Origin of the sequence: Neobacillus niacini (assembly GCF_000759675.1) — a bacterium.
GTDB classification, from domain to species: domain Bacteria; phylum Bacillota; class Bacilli; order Bacillales; family Cytobacillaceae; genus Neobacillus; species Neobacillus niacini_A.
In genome coordinates this window covers 16477-35520 of record NZ_BAWM01000009.1, presented here as the reverse complement: position 1 = coordinate 35520, position 19044 = coordinate 16477, and the positions used below count along the sequence as shown (strand labels likewise).

Sequence of the window (19044 nt, the reverse complement as noted above, 5' to 3'; positions counted from 1 at the left end):
AAACAAAGTTGGATGCAAACAACTATACATTTAGGGGTGTGACGATTAATGAAAGGGAAAATTCAAGTGTTTGCTGGTTCGATGATGATACCTGTTATTCTCCTGGTAGTTGCTGGTATTCTTATTGGGATAGGTTCGGCCTTTGCTAACATGGAAAACGTGGAGGCTCTTCATTTAGGGTGGTTAATACAAGAAGGAAATTTTCTGCATGATTTCTTTGTAATCATCAATAGTCTAGGTTTTATGGTCATGAGATTCTTGCCAGTATTTTTTGCAGTAGGTATAGCTTTTGGCTTGGCTAAGAAGGAAAAAGGATGGTCAGCATTGGGAGGACTTGTTCTCTTTCTTGGTCTTAATACCGTAATCAATACGTTGATGGGTATCAACCATTTAAATGCTGAAACCACTTCAGTTGAAGCATTGATCGCTTCAGGATACTCAGAACTAGACGCAAAAAATTACAATTCTTTATTTGGTCATAACCTTGGTATTTTCAGCTATAATATGGGGATTTTTTCTGGATTGATCGCAGGTGTTGTGGCAAGTATCGTCCATAATAGATTTTGTGAAAAACAATTGCCAAATGCTCTTTCTTTCTTTTCTGGTCCTAGATATGCTCAGATTTTAAATTTTGTAGCTGTTGTACCAGTAGGGATTCTATTATATTATGTTTGGCCGTTTATTGGAAATGGACTCGCGGAACTAAGTAATTTTATTACAGCAAGTGGTTTAGTTGGGACTTTTGCTTTTGGAGCAATGGACCGTGCGTTGCTGCCAATTGGTATCCACCATTTGATAGCGTTTCCAATCGAGTATACGTCCGTAGGTGGAACGATGTTAGTAGATGGAACACTATATGAAGGTGTTCGTAACATTATGTTGGCACAGATGGGATCTTCTGAGGCAACGGAATACATTGTTAGAAACTTTACAACTGGACGTGTATTGTTCCACTTCGGTGGGCTGCCAGGTGCTGCTCTAGCGATTTATTTTACTGCGAAGAAAGAAAATCGTAAAAAGGTCGCAAGTTTATTGATTCCAGCTATCTTAACGGCTGTATTGATTGGTGTGACCGAACCAATTGAGTATACCTTCTTATTTGTTCAACCGCTGCTATATTTCTTAATTCATGTTCCATTGTCTGGTTTATCCTATGTGTTTACGGAGATGCTTAATGTTTCTATCATAGGAACAGCGGTCCGTGATATGTTCCCGAACTTGCTGCAACCTGATAAAGTCCATGCTATGTCACTACTGGTATTAATTCCAGCATATTTTGCTGCTTATTATTACAGTTTCCGATGGGCCATTTTAAAGTTTAATATAAAAACACCTGGTCGAGAAGAGGCTGATAATGAAAGTCAAATCAAACTTTATACAAAAAAAGATTTTCAACAGAAAGAACTTGCAGCTTCTGAGGAAGTAATAACAATATCCAATACTGACCAGATTGCAGGTATAATTTCTGCATTAGGAGGAAAGGAAAACATTAAACATGTTACGAATTGTGCTACAAGATTACGTGTGGATGTAATAGATCAGAATAAAGTACACACAGATGAACAATGGGTTCACGGCCTTGATGCCAAAGGGGTAGTACGAAGTGGAAAATCTCTTCAAATTATCTTTGGAACTCATGTCATCACCTTGGCGTCTCAAGTAAAAGACAGATTAGGGATGGATTAGAACATAAATACCATTCCATTAAGAATTGATGTTTTTTTGATCATAAAGAATCCTATTAAAATATTTTGTTTATAAATATATAAACACTGTTTAAGAATATGTACTCTAATACAGGTAAATATTAAATTTTTGGATATGTCGAGTAGCCTTCCTTAGGTCTACGCTATTTTTTTATTCTATATAGTTAAAGCTAATGAAATTACTTAAGTACCAACACGGAAAATGGTTACCTCCATTTTCATAAAATACAAATATGGGGGCGGTTTTCATGCTTCGTTTAGTTAACGAAGCATGAAAACCGTCCCTTTGATTTCTTTTATTTGTTGTCTTTCGGATTGTTGCCCCGCATGATAAAATGAATAAACTATATATCATGTTATTTTCTTAGATTATGATTTTACAATAGTAATAGGTGTGATGGAATTTTGCAGAGAAAAAAAGCAACGATGATGATAATTATTATTGGTAGTTTGCTATTAGTGAGTGTTCTTCTATTTTTACTTCTGTCAGATCGTGAACATACAAAGGTGGAAAGTGTAAAGGCGATCGCTTCTGTTAATCATGAACAAACAGAAAATATAGGAGATACTGCAGCTGAACATGCTCCAGCTGAAGAAAAGGTACAAATAGAACTGGTTAAAGAGAATGATAAATCAATAAGGGAAGATATAAAAGCTAAGGTCAGGGAAGTAGTCGAAGTTGCATTAGATTTTTTCAAAAAAGATCAGAAGATTGTTTCAATCGGCGACTCTTTAACCGAAGGTATTGGAGATGAAACAGATAATGGAGGTTATGTCGGCATCCTTAATAACACGTTTGAAGACCATAACCTAAATATTACGGTAGAAAATTTTGGGAAAAAAGGAAACCGGTCAGATCAATTACTAAAACGACTGGATAAAGAAGATATTACTTCTGCAATTAAAGAGGCTGATATCGTCCTAATCACGATTGGTGCTAATGATATTATGAAAGTACTAAAATCCAATTTTATGAACGTTTCGATGGAACCCTTCGAAGAGGAAAGGGTGAAATATATAGAGCGATTAACAGCCATTTTTAATAAAATTAATGAGCTGAATCCAGATTCCCAAATTTATTTAATAGGTTTTTATAATCCATTTGAACGGCATTTTGGTGAAATAAAAGAACTTGAAATGATCATTGAAAATTGGAATAATGCTGGAAAATCACTTTCGGAAGAATATGAGAATGTAAAGTATGTTCCAACAAAAGACCTATTTAGTAATTCTAACATAGATTTATTAGCGGAGGATGAATTTCACCCAAACACAAGTGGCTATAAACTAATGGCCAAGCGAGTTTTAGAATATTTGAAAGAATCTAATGAAGAAACCGAGATCAACACAGTCGATATAGAATCATAAACCCAAAGGTGAAGATTAATAAGTAATACAAGAAGAGGCTGGATATCTCTGCTTCTTTACTAACCATTTAGTCACCCCTAATCATTAAATGAGGATATTTATAATAAGAAAAACTACCTTCTGAAAATAACGGGTTTACTTCAGAGGTGCAAACCATTAAATAACAAAGGAAAACGCACGTAATTTCGCATTGAAATTCACCGTGCGTTTTTGTTCGCTCAAATCCTTGGGATATACCAAATGTTTTTTTGTAAATAATAAGATTGTTAAACACTAATTGAGGAGGGTTTGTATGCAACCGGGTCAACAAGCTAAAGAGAATTTGGGTTCTATTATGAAGCCAGAATTTGCCGGAACTGATACACAAAAAGTAAAACAAGAAATTCAAAAAGATGTAAGCGAAGGACAAGGTGCGATGACTTCCCGAGAGGCAGGAGCAATGAATGATTAAAAAACCACTCTGAGTGGTTTTTTATTTTTCTGGGTAAGATTTGTCTTGAAAGGTTGAGCAGTTGTTTCATTTGGCAGACACTCCTATTCCACTCTGATAGATACTATTCAATTTTTATCAATGTTAAGAACCCACTTTTGCAGAATGAACGAACAGTTAGAATGGTTGTTCATAACTTGGAAACAATAGAAGAAAATATATTAAAAAGGAGCATATTCTTCTATGGGTGAAGCAACAATTTTTATAAAAGAAGCAACCGGTGACAAGCAAATACAACAAATAGAACAACTTCTAAATCAAATAGAGGGGGTAGAACGAGTTTTAGTCGATACGAATGATGGTGAGGTAAAAATTGAGTTTGACGAACAAAAAGTCTCGAAAGACAAAATTTTATCAACTCTTGAGCAAAATAATTATCATGTTTAATTTGGAGTCCGTGCAACCTCATCCAAACAGTTTAGATTGATTTTAGAAAAAAATGTAAAAAATGGTAAGAGTAATGATATGCTTAATAATAAGGAATATAATGGAGGTTTTATTATGATTTGGTTATATATGTTGATACCTGTCGTTATTATTGGTGGTATTGCCATTTATAATGATAATAAAACTGGGATGACTATTTTTGGGGAATTACTGTCATCAGCCATTTGAAATACCGGAAAACCAGACCAGATCTAGCGAAAGTAAACAAATTTAAATTGCCGCTTTATCCATTTTCCAATTACTTAATTCTTGCTTTCCTAGCGTTTGTGCTTGTCGTACTTGCACTTGCGGAGGACACTCGTGTTGCCTTGTTCGTAACACCTGTTTGGTTTATCATGCTTATTGCGATTTATAAGATGTTGATAACGAAGGTGGATTATGCGGATCAGGAGAATCAACAACAAATAGTAGAAAATTTTAGTGGCAACTCAAAAATATAATCTTTATTGATAAATAATGTTTCCGCTTTCAAAAAAGCTTGACTTAGATTCCTTTTACTATTATTCTGAAAATAATAAAAATTAATAAGCGGAAGATGGTTGTGGGAGAGTGCAAGTTAACACGCCACCGAAGGAGCAAGTTCCAAAAAGACCCTTGGAACAAATCTCTCAGGTAGATGGAACCACAATTGGACGCAACTCTGGAGAGCGCGTATACAGTTATATGCCACCAAAGGGGAAGGTTCTTAATCGAACTTAAACTCTCAGGTAAAAGGACAGAGAAGGGTAGAAGAAAGCCTAGTGCTACCCTTTTCTGTCCTTTTTTGCGTGCAAAAAAGTATGGTTTCGCTTCAGATTTTATCTTGGGAATAAACAGATAAAATCTTCGAGGTAAAAAGAGATAGAGGTAGCTAATACAAAGAGTCAAGGGGGAAACGGGATGAGTTTACAACAAAATGATTCAACTATTTTTGAAGCAATCCGGAAAGAGCAGCAACGTCAGCATCAAACATTGGAACTGATCGCATCTGAAAACTTTGTAAGCGAAGATGTTTTAGAAGCAATGGGAAGTGTGATGACGAATAAATATGCAGAAGGCTATCCAGGGAAGCGTTATTACGGAGGATGTGAATTTGTCGATGTGGCAGAACAAGTTGCAATTGACCGCCTAACTCAGCTGTTTGGTGCTAAATATGCCAATGTTCAGCCTCACTCAGGTGCACAAGCAAATTTTGCTGTATTTTTCGCACTGCTTCAACCTGGTGATAAAGTGATGGGGATGAACCTCTCACATGGCGGACACTTAACGCACGGAAGTCCTGTTAGTGTTTCAGGAAAATGGTTTGAGGTAGTGTCATATGGTGTGAGAGAAGATAATCAATTAATTGATTATGATGAACTGGAAGCGATCGCGAAAAAAGAAAAACCGAAATTGATCATTGCAGGTACAAGTGCTTACCCTAGAAGGATTGATTTTGCAAGATTTAGACAAATTGCTGATCAAGTTGGCGCAAAATTCATGGTAGATATGGCGCATATTGCAGGACTTGTTGCAGCTGGTCTTCATCCATCACCGGTTCCATATGCAGATGTTGTAACGAGCACAACGCATAAGACGCTCCGAGGACCGCGCGGCGGCATTATTTTAACAAATGATGAAGAGATGATAAAAGCCATTAATAAATCAGTGTTCCCAGGGATTCAAGGCGGCCCGCTCATGCATATTATTGCAGCTAAGGCGGTTGCATTCAACGAAGCATTACATCCAAGCTTTAAGGATTATGCGAAACAAATCATTGAAAATGCAGCAACATTAGGAAAAACATTAAAAAATCAAGGTGCAGTCCTTGTTTCTGGTGGAACAGATAATCATATTGTCCTTTTAGATTTACGTCCGTGGAAGTTAACTGGAAAAGAAGCAGAAAAATTGTTAGAAGAAGCGGGTATTACTGTTAATAAAAATACGATTCCATATGATCCTGAAAAGCCGTTTGTTACGAGTGGGATCCGCATGGGAACAGCGGCTTTAACGACACGTGGAATGAAGCAGGATGAAATGGTGAAAATCGGGGAAGTGATCGCAGCTGTTCTGAAGAGCAAAGGGGACAAAGTCGTTCTTGAGAAAGCAAAAGAAACAACCAAAGCGATTTGTAGTGCCTATCCGTTATTTCAACAGGTAATCACAGTGTAAGAAAGGGGCATGTGGATGGAATTTCAGAGTTGTTTTGACATTATTTGTAGGAAATATTAAGTAGGGGGTCTATCAATGGGGATAGCAACAGAATTAAAGCAAACACCACTTTTTGAAGTTTATGGAAAGTTTGGTGCGAAGGTAATTGATTTTGGAGGCTGGGCACTTCCTGTACAGTTTTCCAGCATTTTAGAAGAGCATGAGGTGGTTCGTACAAAAGCAGGACTTTTTGATGTTTCTCATATGGGTGAAGTGCTTGTAGAAGGAAAAGATGCAGAGAGTTACATCAACTACCTTTGCACGAACGATGTAACAAAGCTTAGCATCAATCAAGCACAGTATACCGCAATGTGCTATCCAGACGGCGGAACGGTTGATGATTTATTAGTGTACAAATTAGATAATGAAAAATATTTACTCGTCATTAATGCCGCTAACATTGAAAAAGATTACGAATGGATGAAGAAGTATGTAAAAGGAGATATGACACTAATAAATATTTCGAATGACGTTGCTCAGATTGCCATCCAAGGTCCCAAAGCTGAAGAGGTTTTACAAAAGTTAACGGAAACAGATTTATCAAAAATTGGCTCATTTAAATTTGTTCAACATGTCAACCTGGACGAGATTAAAGATGTTCTCGTATCTCGTACAGGTTATACAGGAGAAGATGGTTTTGAGCTTTATTTATCCGCTCCTCAAGCGGAAGCACTTTGGGTAAAGCTTTTAGAAGTAGGCAGTGATGATGGCTTAAAGCCATGTGGACTTGGTGCACGTGACACTCTTCGTCTAGAAGCACGTCTTGCACTTTATGGTCAAGAGTTATTAAGTGATATTAGTCCCCTTGAAGCTGGAATTGGCTTTGCAGTAAAAACGAAAAAAGAAAGTGATTTTATCGGTAAATCCGCACTATCAGCACAAAAAGAAGCAGGATTAAAACGAAAATTAGTAGGGATTGAAGTAACAGGCCGGGGAATACCGCGTCATGGGTATAAAGTTGTTTCAGAAGGTGGAGAGGCTATTGGTGTAGTTACATCGGGAACCCAATCACCATCTTTAAAGAAAAGCATTGGCCTGGCACTAATTGCAGCAGATCATGCAGAAGTGGGAACACCAATAAAAGTTGAAATCCGTAATAAACAGATTGATGCGGTTGTGGTTAAAACACCTTTCTATAAAAAGGGATAATAGATTGATAGAGATCTAGGGTTAACTGGCATAAGGAGATAGGCATGCCGACTGTTACGCAAATTTACTTTAAATAATTACCTGATGATCAAACTTTAATTTACATTCGAAAGGAAGATAAATTATGACAAAAGCAATAGCAACTTTACTATATAGCAAAGAACATGAGTGGGTATTACAATTAGACGGAAATCGCGTACGAATTGGAATTTCTGATTTTGCACAAAAGCAATTAGGAGATATCGTCTTCGTTGAAACCCCAGAGGTGGATGATGAAGTAACAGCGAACGAATCAATGGGAACCATCGAATCAGTAAAAGCAGTTTCAGATCTATACTCTCCTGTATCAGGCAAGGTTGTTTCGGCAAACGAAGAGTTAGGAGATGCCCCTGAGACGATAAATGAACATCCATTTGAAGCAGGTTGGTTAGTAGAAGTGGAAATGTCAAATCCAGAAGACCTGGAATCACTTTTAAATGAAGATGAGTACCAAGCATTTATTAATGGAGGAGAGGAATAAAATGACTTCCACTTATCGATACCTCCCTGATACGAAACAAGATCAAGAGGAAATGCTCGCTTTTTTAAAAATTTCTTCGATGGATGAGTTATTTGAAGATATTCCAGCAGAAATTCAACTAAAATCAGAGCTAAATATCCCTAAGGCTGTCCCTGAATCACTTCTTTTGAAAAAAATGAATCAGCTTGCTTCTAAAAATAAAAATGCTAATCATTTCCCGACCTTTCTTGGTGCGGGAACCTATGATCACTACATACCAAGTGTGGTCAATCATATGATTTCACGGTCGGAATTTTACACAGCCTATACACCATACCAACCGGAAATCAGCCAAGGTGAATTACAGGCGATTTTTGAATTTCAAACCATGGTTTGTGAACTGACAGGAATGGATGTCGCCAATTCTTCGATGTACGATGGCTTTACATCTCTTGCAGAAGCTGCATCACTTGCTGTTGCATCAACACGACGTTCCAAAGTACTTGTTTCAAAGGCAGTTCATCCTGAATCACGTGCCATCTTAAATACGGTAGCAGATGGCCAAGGGTATATAGTTGAGGACGTCAATCTTACTGATGATGAGACAAGCTTAGTGAAGCTTCAAGGACAAATTGATAAAAACACTGCTGCTGTTATTGTTCAATACCCAAACTTTTTCGGTTCCATTGAGGATCTAGCAGAAATTAAGAATATCGCTGATACAAAAGGAGCGCTTTTAATTGTAAGCGCCAATCCATTGGCACTAGCACTCTTACAGGCTCCTGGTAAACTTGGAGCAGACATTGTGATCGGGGATATGCAGCCATTAGGAATCCCGATGTCCTTCGGCGGCCCGCACTGCGGTTATTTTTCGGTAAGTAAAAAATTTATGCGAAAAATCCCTGGACGAATTGTAGGGCAAACGACAGATGAAAAAGGACAACGTGGATTTGTATTAACCCTGCAAGCACGTGAGCAACATATTCGCCGTGATAAAGCATCATCCAATATTTGTTCAAACCAAGCATTAAATGCACTTGCTTCTGCGGTTTGTATGAGTGCTCTTGGAAAGCAAGGAATTCGTCATATGGCTCAACTAAACTTTGAAAAAGCCGATTACATGGCCAAATCTCTAGCTAAAAAAGGCTTTACAATTATGAATAAAGCCCCATTCTTTAATGAATTTGTTGTCAAGCTTCCTCGTCCAGTAAAGGAAGTCAATACAAAACTCCTTGAAGCTGGTATCATAGGTGGGTTTGATTTAGGAACGGATTATGGCTTAGAAAATCAAATGCTACTAGCAGTGACCGAGCAGCGGACAAAAGAAGAGATTGACCAATTTATCGAGGTATTGGAGGCAGTTGTAAATGGTTGATTATAATAATTTAATTTTTGAAATCAGTCGTCAGGGACGTGTTGGTTCAAGCCTTCCAGCGAGTGACGTTGAGCATGTTGATATAAATGATAAACTTCCAAAACATTTGATTCGTGATCTACCAGCAGAACTCCCGGAAGTATCAGAGTTACAGCTTGTTCGACATTACACCGCGCTTTCGAATAAGAACCATGGGATCGATAATGGTTTCTATCCACTTGGTTCTTGTACGATGAAGTATAATCCGAAAATAAATGAAGACGTAGCACGTTTGGAAGGGTTTAGCCGCATTCATCCATACCAGCCAACTGAAACTGTACAAGGCGCATTAGAGGTTTTATATGAATTACAGGAAGAGTTAGCTGCCATCACAGGAATGGATGCCGTGACTTTACAGCCTTCAGCAGGTGCTCAAGGAGAATGGACCGGGTTAATGATGGTCAAGGCCTACCATAAGCAAAAAGGAGAGGCGAGAACGAAAGTCCTTGTTCCGGACTCCGCACACGGAACAAACCCTGCAAGTGCATCGGTTGCCGGCTTTGATACCATAACGATTCCATCCAATGAGCATGGGTTAGTCGACTTAGGAGAATTAAAGAAGCATGTAGATGATAATACAGCCGCATTGATGCTAACAAATCCAAATACTCTCGGCCTATTCGAAAAAGAAATAGTAGAAATTGCTAAGGTTGTTCATGAAGCAGGCGGCTTACTATACTATGATGGAGCCAATGCGAATGCCATCTTAGGGAAAACAACTCCAGGCCAAATGGGCTTTGACATCGTGCATTTAAATCTTCATAAAACATTTACAACACCTCATGGCGGTGGCGGCCCAGGTGCAGGTCCAGTCGGTGTGAAAAAGAAATTGATTCCGTTTTTACCAGTACCGCGTGTTGAGAAAGTAAATGAGGTATATGTGCTCGACTTTAACCAACCGCTTTCTATTGGTCGTGTTAAAGGGTATCATGGAAACTTCGGTATTCTATTGCGGGCCTACACCTATATTCGCACAATGGGGGCAGAGGGGTTACGTCAAGTATCGGAAAGTGCAGTACTTCATGCAAATTATCTGCGCAAAAAGCTCGAACCATATTTTGATGCACCATATTCGCAAATTTGTAAGCATGAATTTGTGTTATCTGGATCAAGACAGAAAAGCCTTGGTGTAAGAACACTAGATATGGCCAAACGTCTGCTTGATTTTGGCTACCATCCACCTACTATCTATTTCCCGCTAAATGTCGAGGAATGCCTGATGATTGAACCAACAGAAACAGAGTCCAAAGAAACACTGGATGCTTTTGCGGATGTAATGATTCAAATTGCAAAAGAAGTTGAAGATAATCCTGTTGTCGTATTAGATGCACCACATACTACGGTAATTGGCCGATTAGATGAAGTACAGGCTGCTAGACAACCAATCTTGCGTTATACAAAAGAAAAAGCAGTAAATAGAGAAACCGTAATGTCTTAAAACAAAGTTTAAACATAAACCACTAGGAATGAAGAGAAAATGTTTCTTCTCACTATGTTATTCTTGGTGGTTTGAAATAAACCAAAAGCTTCATGACTGTTCATAGGAGTGGAAGATATGTCGATTGATTATGTTCGCAAACCAGAATGGCTAAAAATAAAATTAAATACGAATGAAGAGTATACGGGCTTAAAAAAAATGATGCGTGAAAAAAAGCTTCATACTGTCTGCGAAGAAGCGAAATGCCCAAACATTCATGAATGCTGGGCTGTACGCAAAACCGCAACCTTTATGATTTTAGGAAGTATATGCACTCGTGCATGCCGTTTCTGTGCGGTTCAAACAGGGCTGCCGACAGAGCTTGATTGGGATGAGCCAGAACGTGTTGCGGAGTCAGTGGAAAAAATGGGACTAAAGCATGTCGTGATTACCGCTGTTGCTCGTGATGATTTAAAAGATGGTGGAGCTGGGGTTTTTGCAGAAACAGTACGGGCAGTAAGACGCCGCAATCCATTTTGCAGCATTGAAGTCCTCCCGTCGGATATGAAGGGTGAATTTGACAACTTAAAAACTTTAATGGATGCAAGGCCAGACATTTTAAATCACAATATTGAGACAGTGAAACGTTTATCACCGAAAATTCGTGCACGTGCAACATACGAACGTTCCCTTGAATTTTTAAGACGCGCAAAACAAATGAATGCTGCTATTCCAACAAAATCAAGCATTATGATTGGTCTAGGAGAAACAAAAGAAGAAATTATCGAAACGATGGAGGATCTTCGTGCTAACCATGTAGATATTATGACCATCGGTCAATATTTACAGCCAACCAAACATCATTTAATAGTCCAAAAATATTGGAGTCCACAAGAGTTTGAAGAACTAAAGATCATTGCCATGTCAAAAGGCTTTAGTCACTGCGAAGCAGGTCCGCTCGTTCGTTCCTCTTATCATGCTGACGAACAGGTCAATGCAGCAAAAGCGAATGCGTAATCAATTAAAATAGGTGAATAAGGGGAGTGAGATCCTATGATGATAAAAATGACAGAATCCGCAATGAATAAGCTAAAGGAAATGGTGGTCAATGGAGAGCAGACTCCCCGGATTGACGCCGAAATTGCTGGCGGATGCGGTATGACTGTTAAGTTTTCAATTGTATTTGATGAACCAAGACGAAACGATTCTATCATTGAGATGGATGGGATTCAGATTAGGCTGGATCGTTTTACAAAACGTTTTATAGATGAAGGAACACAAATTGATTATAGTGACGAACACGGTTTTCTAGTTGGAGAAAGCTTTGTCTCTAGTGCATGTGCAATTGAAATAGATTAATAGGAGCATGGTTGATGTCTCTGGATGTATGGAGCTTACAGCTGTATTATGACTATTAATTCAAGTTTTCCTATAGATATGATTACATATTTTTATAAAAGGGGACACGAAGATGACAAAAGAATATGATATTGTTATTATCGGCGGTGGAACAGGCGGGTACGTTGCTGCCATTCGCGCTTCACAATTAGGTTTAAAAGCGGCGGTTATTGAAAAAGGAAAAATCGGTGGAACTTGCCTTCATGCTGGTTGTATCCCTAGTAAGGCTTTATTAAGAAGCGCAGAAGTGTATGCTCAAACAAAAAATGTAGATAAGTATGGTGTCATTGCTCCAGAAGTAGGACTTGATTTCTCAAAAGTACAGGCTCGGAAAGATGAAATTACGGAACGGTTATTTAAAGGTGTCCAACATTTAATGAAAAAAGGAAAGATCGATGTTTATGAAGGGAAAGGAAGCATCTTGCAGTCAAAAGATGTTTTAGTGGAATTGAACAATCATGAAGGTGAAATCATTTTAAGCCCCCGGAATATTTTGATTGCAACAGGATCTCGTCCAAGGACACTCCATGGCCTTGAAGTAGATGAAAAGTATGTGATGACATCGGATGAAGCGTTGAAAATGGAGAAGCTTCCAAAATCTATTATCATTGTTGGGGGCGGAGTGATTGGAATTGAATGGGCATCGATGCTCGTGGACTTCGGATTACAAGTAACAGTACTTGAATATGCCGATCGTATATTACCAACAGAAGATCAAGATGTATCAAAGGAAATCCAGCGTTTAATGAAGAAAAAAGGTGTAAAAATCGTCACTAGTGCAAAGGTGTTGCCTGAGACACTTGAAAAAGGTGAGGGTGTTTCGATTAAGGCGGAGCATAAAGGGAAAGAAACGCCATTTTCTGCTGATAAACTTTTAGTATCGGTAGGGCGACTACCAAATACGGAAGGCATTGGGCTTGAAAATACTACGATTGATCTAGATCGTGATTTTATTAAAACAAATGAGTTTTATCAAACGAATGAACCGAACATATACGCCATTGGTGATGTGATTGGCGGCCTGCAGCTTGCCCATGTTGCTTCACATGAAGGAATGATCGCGATTGAACATATGGCAGGGAAAAATCCTGTACCACTTGATTCGACTCTTGTTTCAAAATGTGTATACAGCAGCCCAGAAGTAGCAAGTGTTGGGCTCACAGAAGTAGAAGCAAGGGGAAAAGGGTATCAAGTAAAAACTGGTAAATTTTCATTCCGTGCAATCGGAAAGGCTTTGGTTTTTGGTGAATCAGATGGTTTTGTCAAACTGGTTGTTGAAGAAGGATCTAATAAGCTGTTAGGAGCCCATATGGTAGGTCCGCATGTAACGGATATGATTACAGAAGCAGGCCTCGCTCGTGTATTAAACGCAACCGCCATGGATATTGCTCATACGATCCATCCTCACCCGACATTGGCTGAAGCAATTGGTGAAGCCGCACTTGCCGTAGATGGAAAGGCAATACATTCATAATACAACATAAATCATTACCTAAGGATGGTGGAAGATCAATGAATAAAAAGGTAAAGCTGAACCGTGCAAAATTATTAATTTCTTGTCCAGAAAAGCCAGGGATTATCTCGACTGTAACGAATTTTTTATTAGAACACAAAGCGAATATAGTACATTTTGACCAACATACAACAGATCCACAATCAGGTATATTCTTTATGCGGATCGAGTTTGATTTGGAAGAATTTGATTCTACATATGAAAAACTTGAAAAAGATCTACATGTGATGGCGCGGGATTATGCTTTGGATTGGCAGTTGAGCAGTAAAGAAAGAAGAAAGCGAATGGCAATCTTTGTTTCCAAAGCGGACCACTGTCTCACTGAGCTTATTTGGCGGTGGAAATCTAATGAAATTCCTGTTGAAATCCCTATGGTGATTAGTAATCATCCTGACTTAAAAGAATTGGTTGAGGGTTATGGCATCCCTTTTTATCATATCCCGCTGTCTCAAGAAACGAAAGAAGATGCCGAACAGAAAGTTTTAGAATTGTTAAAAGGGAAAGTAGATTTTATTGTTCTGGCCAGGTATATGCAAATTCTTTCACCTAATTTCATTTCCCATTATCCTAAACAAATCATTAACATACATCACTCTTTCTTACCAGCTTTTGTTGGGGCAAATCCTTATGTAAGAGCGTTTAACCGAGGGGTGAAGTTAATAGGAGCAACTGCACATTATGTAACGAATGATCTTGATGAAGGACCAATTATTGAACAAGATGTCCAGCGTATTAATCATCGCTATACAGTAGCCGATTTAAAGACTGCGGGACGTCATGTGGAAAAGAGAGTTCTCGCCGAAGCCGTTTCCTGGCATGTTGAAGATAAAGTACTTGTTCATGGTAATAAAACGATCGTATTTGCATGAGTTGATTTCATTAGGTGATTGCCCTGTTTAGATAATCATTTGGTATCGGGGGATTTTCGGAAAAACATGTAAACGAAGATCATAGGAGATGGTGCTAATGGCAGGAGATGAACATGTATTGGACTTTATTCATATCGTTTTAGCTATTCTTTGGATATGGATGTTTCTTCAAAATAAACGAAAGAATTCGTTAAACTACATACATATCATGCTGATGCTTTTTGCCGTGGGTTTATTACTTAATTCACTAGTAAAGTGGTCATAAAGACTTACCATCAAAATGTTAGGGCAGTTTCAAAACAAAGTGCCAGGCACCATCCAATAATATGGAAGGTGCCTGGCACTTTGCTCTGCTAAATCACATATGATTCATATGATTTAAGAAGATAACGTTCTATAAATTCAGCTAATCCATCATTTTCGTTGTGTCCTGTAACAAAATCAGCTGCTGCTTTAACCTCTTCGCTAGCGTTCCCCATTGCCACACCAGTACCGACATGACGAAGCATTTCTATATCATTGGGTCCGTCTCCAATGGCTACGACTTCATTTGGACTAATTCGAAATGTGCGAAGTAAGCTTTTTATGGCAGACCATTTGGAAACATTAGGAGCAAGCAGTTCAAACCCGTCATTCCAATTGATGACTTCTGCTTCCTTGTTAAACAAAGCGGATATTTCAGGACTTGGTACTCCTGTTCGAACACTATATTTAAGAACATCTTGATAATTTGCCTGTCTTAAATCTCCAATATACCTTGGTGGAATTTGCCCAACTTTTGTCCAATAATCGATTTCTTCATTTGTTTCCTTACAATAAAGCCCATTTGCTGTATGGATAATAACATTACAAGGATTTTCAGCGGTCAGATGATGGAATCGTTCTTCATTCAGTCTGACTGTTTTCATTTGCATAGCTTTTCCTGTCTCTGCATCGTGAATAGCGGCACCGTTCAAACAAATCATAGGAGTTCGTAATCCAATTTCTTTATGGTAGGGAGTGGTAACTTCATAGTGTCGACCAGTAGCCAGAAAAACTTTGACTCCTTGATTAATGAGCCTATAAATGGCTTCCATATTTCGGCGGGAAATGGTGTTTGACGCTTTTAGTAGTGTACCATCCATATCAATAAATATTGCACGCACATTCATCTTGACTGCCTCCTCATTCGTTGGTAAACCAATCATATCATCTGAATATTAAAGCCTTGTAAATTTAGTGTACAGATTAAATAAAGTTTAATGAGAAGCAAGGAACGTTTCGATGTATGATAAAAATTTTATTCCATTAACGAGGGCTTTCCTAGAAGATCTATAATTAATAAGAAGCTTTTTTTTGTTAAAGAATATATTTACAAACACTTATTAATTCTCAGTTTTTTAAAATTGTATAATTGTTGTAAGGGAGGAAATTGGAGAGTCCTATTTTTAAAAAATTATAGGCTATCGGTTAACTTCACTCTGTTAGATGGGAGAAGGCATAGGGGGGATTTTTATGATGATACTACAATATTTTAATTTAGCTGTAAGATTCCTATTAGAATTATGTGCTTTAGCAGCAGTTGGATATTGGGGTTTTCAAACTGGTAATGGAATGATGAAGTGGGTGTTAGGAATTGGGGCTCCTATTTTCTTAGCGATGATATGGGGAGTATTCGGATCACCGAAAGCAATGATTGAGGTCCCGATAACATTGCATATTTTCATAGAAATCATTGTATTTGGGATACCTGCCATTGCACTATATGCTGCAGGGAAACCACAGCTTGCATGGATTTATGGAATTTGTGTAGTGATAAATCGCCTGCTGATTTTTCTATGGAAACAATGAACATTTGAACATCTGATTTTTATGGTCTCTTTTAATTAAGTCTACATCTAAAGGCTACATTGTCTATGGTTCTGGCATTTCCGTAGAATAACGTGACATCTGAGAGTAGGTAAACGATGCGGGAATTAAACTAAGTGCTCTGACACCACCCTAAGATTGTCGAAATCTCCTCGAAAATCTTGGGGTGGTGACAGGCACTTTTATTTTACTCCACGAATCAGCCTTTGCTAATTGAAGCAACTAGTTGCGGATCCTTACACATGGATCAAATATTAGTTTGCAGCACGTTTTTTTTCATCTTGTTCATCTTGTTGATAACCATTAGCCCAGAATTCCGCATTCTTAATACCTAGTTTAGTAGAATTAAATTCAGGGTCTTTACCTTGTTTCAATTGCTCTTCATAATCCTTTAAAGCGATATTCGCTGGTTTGAATAATAAGAGAATTGCAAACAAGTTCAACCATACCATGATTCCAAGTCCAATGTCCCCCATTGCCCACGCTAGCTCTGCTTCCTTTACCGCTCCATAGAAAGTGGAGCCTAAGAGGATAAATTTTAACAAAGTGATAGCTAATTTTCGGTGTTTGCCTTGTACTAAATAAGCAAGATTGGTTTCTGCAATATAGTAATATGCAAAAATCGTTGTAAAGGCAAAGCAGAATAGAGCTATCGCAATGAATCCTGATCCGAATCCTGGCAGGATGGTATCAACGGCCGCTTGAGTGTAAGCAGGACCAGTTTCTATTCCTTTAAGATTCTCAACTAGGACTTCCCCAGTTTTTTCATTTACTGTATTGTAGGAATTTGTAAATAAAATCATGAAAGCAGTCGCTGTAACGATTAAGAACACATCTAGATAAATAGAAAATGCTTGGACTAGTCCTTGTTTTGCCGGGTGTGATACTTCTGCGGCTGCTGCAGGGTGAGCACCTGTCCCTTGTCCTGCTTCATTCGCATATAGACCACGTTTTACACCCCACATAATGGTTGAACCGAGAATACCACCGAACATTTCCTCAGCGCCGAACGCACTTTTAAAAATAAGAGTAAATACTTCTGGAATTCTGTCAATATTAACCGCAATGATCGCGATAGCAATGAGTAAATATCCGGCGGCCATAAAAGGCACAAGAAATTCCGCAACTCTCGCAATACGCTTAACTCCGCCAAAGATAATAAGTCCCATAAGTAAAACAACTACTAATCCAGTAATCGTACTTTCAATGCCAAAAGCATTGCTTACGCCCTCAGCAATTGAATTCGCCTGAATACCTGGCATTAATACAGCCATAGCGAGGAGAGTTGCAACGGCAAAAATAACGGCGAACCATTTCCACCCAAGTCCTTTTTCAATATAGAAGGCAGGACCGCCTCGATATTCTCCATCTTGCTTTTCTTTATAGATTTGAGCAAGAGTGGACTCAACAAAAGCAGATGCTGCACCAATAAATGTGATCACCCACATCCAAAATACAGCTCCTGGCCCCCCAAAGGCAATCCCCGTTGCCGTTCCGGCAATATTCCCGACTCCAATACGGCCGGATAAAGACATAGCCAATGCTTGAAAAGAAGAGACACCCTCATTGGAACTTTTACCAGAAAATAATAAACGAATCATTTCTTTTACATGACGAATTTGTAGAAATCTCGTCCGCACACTAAAGTACAGCCCTACTGCACAAATAAAGATGATGAGTGGTGCGCTCCATAAATAACCGTTAATGCTAGTAACAAGTTGCTCGACCATAAGTATTCCTCCTTTGTTATGTATAATTTGGTTTCATTTTCAAGATGTTGTATAACAAGCTGATAATTAAAGTATAAATTAATATAGTATAATATTTCAATAAAATATTCGATATATTCTTTATATTTCGAAATTAATATAGTTAGATTATTATCTAGTATTTACTTCAGTTATCGACCATTGTTATAATGAGAATATTATGAATATATTAAAAATTACTACCAGATAAGAGACTAAAGTGGTGAGAATGATAGAGAAGCATAAACTCATAGTTGGTTTCAAAACAGACTTTTTTTACAAAAGCGTTAATTTAATAATTATATTCAACGAAAATGCCATTAAAATTTACTCGGGATAGTGTATATAAACGATACGGAAATAAAGTTACAAGACTAATAGATGATTAAGATTATACGACAGATAAGGGGTGATAAAGATGGAAGCTATCGTCCTAGCTGCTGGATATTCCATCAGAGCGAATGCATTTAAAATGACTTTGCCACTGGGGCAAATGTCTGTGTTGGAGCAAACGATTTCTAAATTTGAAGGAATATGCAGCAGGGTCATCGTCGTAGCTGGGTTTAAAGCGGAGCTCATCAAAGAGGAAATGGTAAGAATCTGCAATAAAAATGCCTTTTCATTTCAGATAAAGTTTGTTTATAATGAAAGCTTTAATCAGGGAATGTTTACTTCCATTCAAAAGGGCGTGAGCGAAGTAAATGCCCCAACCTTCTTAATAACACCCGGAGATTGTCCGCTTGTTAAAAAAGAGACTATCCAGCTACTAGCGGAACAGGAAGGGAACGTAGTTATTCCCAGCTTTCATTATAAAGGTGGACACCCTATCAAATTATCAAGTGAAGTAAAACAAAAAATTCTCGAAACCAATCCGGAAAGTAATTTGCGTGTGGTCCTGGGTGGTTACGAAAAGGAATACATAAATGTAGATGACCCGGGAGTAATCATGGATGTTGATACGCAGGAGGAATACCGAAAAGCGGTTGATTATTATAATAAAGCTTAAATT

General features: G+C 38.2%; 18 protein-coding genes, 1 pseudogene and 1 riboswitch. Of the genes and pseudogenes, 17 read left to right on the top strand and 2 right to left on the bottom strand.

What is annotated here, in order from left to right:
* Positions 1-48: 48 nt before the first annotated feature.
* From TR08_RS04375 to TR08_RS32370, 15 genes and pseudogenes are all read left to right on the top strand, one after another.
* Entirely contained in the window at positions 49-1686 is a 1638-nt protein-coding gene (locus TR08_RS04375; RefSeq protein WP_045516063.1) for a PTS transporter subunit EIIC, read from the top strand.
* 425 nt (positions 1687-2111) lie between these two features.
* Complete coding sequence (locus TR08_RS04370) at positions 2112-3074, top strand: SGNH/GDSL hydrolase family protein (protein WP_045516061.1); 963 nt, start codon at positions 2112-2114, stop codon at positions 3072-3074.
* A gap of 292 nt (positions 3075-3366) precedes the next feature.
* Entirely contained in the window at positions 3367-3525 is a 159-nt protein-coding gene (locus tag TR08_RS32375) for a hypothetical protein (RefSeq protein ID WP_193747670.1), read from the top strand.
* Between the two features lie 222 nt (positions 3526-3747).
* On the top strand, positions 3748-3951 hold the full coding sequence (locus TR08_RS04365; protein WP_045516060.1) for a heavy-metal-associated domain-containing protein: 204 nt from the start codon (positions 3748-3750) through the stop codon (positions 3949-3951).
* Between the two features lie 194 nt (positions 3952-4145).
* Positions 4146-4451, top strand: a pseudogene (locus TR08_RS04355) (amino acid permease); the annotation flags it as partial.
* Positions 4452-4543: 92 nt separating this feature from the next.
* Positions 4544-4646: riboswitch (glycine riboswitch) on the top strand.
* Positions 4647-4890: 244 nt separating this feature from the next.
* Positions 4891-6141 (top strand): serine hydroxymethyltransferase, encoded by a 1251-nt coding sequence (glyA, locus tag TR08_RS04350; RefSeq protein WP_045516055.1) that lies wholly within the window; start codon positions 4891-4893, stop codon positions 6139-6141.
* A 75-nt stretch (positions 6142-6216) separates the two neighbouring features.
* Positions 6217-7329, top strand: coding sequence for a glycine cleavage system aminomethyltransferase GcvT (gene gcvT, locus TR08_RS04345; RefSeq protein WP_045516053.1), 1113 nt, complete (start codon positions 6217-6219; stop codon positions 7327-7329).
* A gap of 124 nt (positions 7330-7453) precedes the next feature.
* Complete coding sequence (gene gcvH / locus TR08_RS04340) at positions 7454-7849, top strand: glycine cleavage system protein GcvH (RefSeq protein ID WP_045516051.1); 396 nt, start codon at positions 7454-7456, stop codon at positions 7847-7849.
* Position 7850: 1 nt separating this feature from the next.
* The gene (gene gcvPA / locus TR08_RS04335) at positions 7851-9203 is read left to right on the top strand and encodes an aminomethyl-transferring glycine dehydrogenase subunit GcvPA (protein WP_045516049.1); all 1353 of its coding nucleotides are present in this window, start codon (positions 7851-7853) and stop codon (positions 9201-9203) included.
* Positions 9196-10680 (top strand): aminomethyl-transferring glycine dehydrogenase subunit GcvPB, encoded by a 1485-nt coding sequence (gene gcvPB, locus TR08_RS04330; protein WP_045516047.1) that lies wholly within the window; start codon positions 9196-9198, stop codon positions 10678-10680. Before gcvPA ends, gcvPB begins: the two co-directional genes overlap by 8 nt.
* Positions 10681-10797: 117 nt before the next feature.
* Complete coding sequence (lipA, locus tag TR08_RS04325; protein WP_045516046.1) at positions 10798-11676, top strand: lipoyl synthase; 879 nt, start codon at positions 10798-10800, stop codon at positions 11674-11676.
* Positions 11677-11712: 36 nt separating this feature from the next.
* Positions 11713-12018: a HesB/IscA family protein gene (locus tag TR08_RS04320; protein WP_045516044.1), complete on the top strand. Its 306-nt coding sequence runs from the start codon at positions 11713-11715 to the stop codon at positions 12016-12018.
* Between the two features lie 112 nt (positions 12019-12130).
* A complete protein-coding gene (gene lpdA / locus TR08_RS04315; RefSeq protein WP_045516042.1) occupies positions 12131-13531 on the top strand; it encodes a dihydrolipoyl dehydrogenase in 1401 nt (466 codons plus the stop codon).
* Positions 13532-13569: 38 nt separating this feature from the next.
* Positions 13570-14439 (top strand): formyltetrahydrofolate deformylase, encoded by an 870-nt coding sequence (gene purU, locus TR08_RS04310; protein ID WP_045516040.1) that lies wholly within the window; start codon positions 13570-13572, stop codon positions 14437-14439.
* A gap of 97 nt (positions 14440-14536) precedes the next feature.
* Positions 14537-14704, top strand: coding sequence for a hypothetical protein (locus TR08_RS32370; protein ID WP_193747669.1), 168 nt, complete (start codon positions 14537-14539; stop codon positions 14702-14704).
* An 88-nt stretch (positions 14705-14792) separates the two neighbouring features.
* On the opposite strand, the gene TR08_RS04305 is transcribed toward TR08_RS32370, so the two are convergent.
* Positions 14793-15590 carry a Cof-type HAD-IIB family hydrolase gene (locus TR08_RS04305; protein WP_045516039.1) on the bottom strand — a complete coding sequence of 266 codons (798 nt, stop codon included), beginning with the start codon at positions 15588-15590 and terminating at the stop codon, positions 14793-14795.
* Positions 15591-15933: 343 nt separating this feature from the next.
* Here TR08_RS04305 and TR08_RS04300 point away from each other — a divergent pair, with 343 nt between their 5' ends.
* Complete coding sequence (locus TR08_RS04300) at positions 15934-16269, top strand: YrdB family protein (RefSeq protein WP_052427335.1); 336 nt, start codon at positions 15934-15936, stop codon at positions 16267-16269.
* A gap of 272 nt (positions 16270-16541) precedes the next feature.
* On the opposite strand, the gene TR08_RS04295 is transcribed toward TR08_RS04300, so the two are convergent.
* The gene (locus TR08_RS04295) at positions 16542-18017 is read right to left on the bottom strand and encodes an alanine/glycine:cation symporter family protein (protein WP_045516037.1); all 1476 of its coding nucleotides are present in this window, start codon (positions 18015-18017) and stop codon (positions 16542-16544) included.
* A gap of 436 nt (positions 18018-18453) precedes the next feature.
* Here TR08_RS04295 and TR08_RS04290 point away from each other — a divergent pair, with 436 nt between their 5' ends.
* Complete coding sequence (locus tag TR08_RS04290) at positions 18454-19041, top strand: nucleotidyltransferase family protein (protein ID WP_052427334.1); 588 nt, start codon at positions 18454-18456, stop codon at positions 19039-19041.
* The last annotated feature ends 3 nt before the right edge of the window (positions 19042-19044 follow it).

Bases quoted from the DNA above. Each gene is read 5' to 3' on its own strand.
- TR08_RS04375 (WP_045516063.1), top strand. From the start codon at position 49: ATGAAAGGGAAAATTCAAGTGTTTGCTGGTTCGATGATGATACCTGTT.
- TR08_RS32375 (WP_193747670.1), top strand. From the start codon at position 3,367: ATGCAACCGGGTCAACAAGCTAAAGAGAATTTGGGTTCTATTATGAAG.
- TR08_RS04365 (WP_045516060.1), top strand. From the start codon at position 3,748: ATGGGTGAAGCAACAATTTTTATAAAAGAAGCAACCGGTGACAAGCAA.
- glyA (WP_045516055.1), top strand. From the start codon at position 4,891: ATGAGTTTACAACAAAATGATTCAACTATTTTTGAAGCAATCCGGAAA.
- gcvT (WP_045516053.1), top strand. From the start codon at position 6,217: ATGGGGATAGCAACAGAATTAAAGCAAACACCACTTTTTGAAGTTTAT.
- gcvH (WP_045516051.1), top strand. From the start codon at position 7,454: ATGACAAAAGCAATAGCAACTTTACTATATAGCAAAGAACATGAGTGG.
- gcvPA (WP_045516049.1), top strand. From the start codon at position 7,851: ATGACTTCCACTTATCGATACCTCCCTGATACGAAACAAGATCAAGAG.
- gcvPB (WP_045516047.1), top strand. From the start codon at position 9,196: ATGGTTGATTATAATAATTTAATTTTTGAAATCAGTCGTCAGGGACGT.
- lipA (WP_045516046.1), top strand. From the start codon at position 10,798: ATGTCGATTGATTATGTTCGCAAACCAGAATGGCTAAAAATAAAATTA.
- TR08_RS04320 (WP_045516044.1), top strand. From the start codon at position 11,713: ATGATGATAAAAATGACAGAATCCGCAATGAATAAGCTAAAGGAAATG.
- lpdA (WP_045516042.1), top strand. From the start codon at position 12,131: ATGACAAAAGAATATGATATTGTTATTATCGGCGGTGGAACAGGCGGG.
- purU (WP_045516040.1), top strand. From the start codon at position 13,570: ATGAATAAAAAGGTAAAGCTGAACCGTGCAAAATTATTAATTTCTTGT.
- TR08_RS32370 (WP_193747669.1), top strand. From the start codon at position 14,537: ATGGCAGGAGATGAACATGTATTGGACTTTATTCATATCGTTTTAGCT.
- TR08_RS04305 (WP_045516039.1), bottom strand. From the start codon at position 15,590: ATGAATGTGCGTGCAATATTTATTGATATGGATGGTACACTACTAAAA.
- TR08_RS04300 (WP_052427335.1), top strand. From the start codon at position 15,934: ATGATGATACTACAATATTTTAATTTAGCTGTAAGATTCCTATTAGAA.
- TR08_RS04295 (WP_045516037.1), bottom strand. From the start codon at position 18,017: ATGGTCGAGCAACTTGTTACTAGCATTAACGGTTATTTATGGAGCGCA.
- TR08_RS04290 (WP_052427334.1), top strand. From the start codon at position 18,454: ATGGAAGCTATCGTCCTAGCTGCTGGATATTCCATCAGAGCGAATGCA.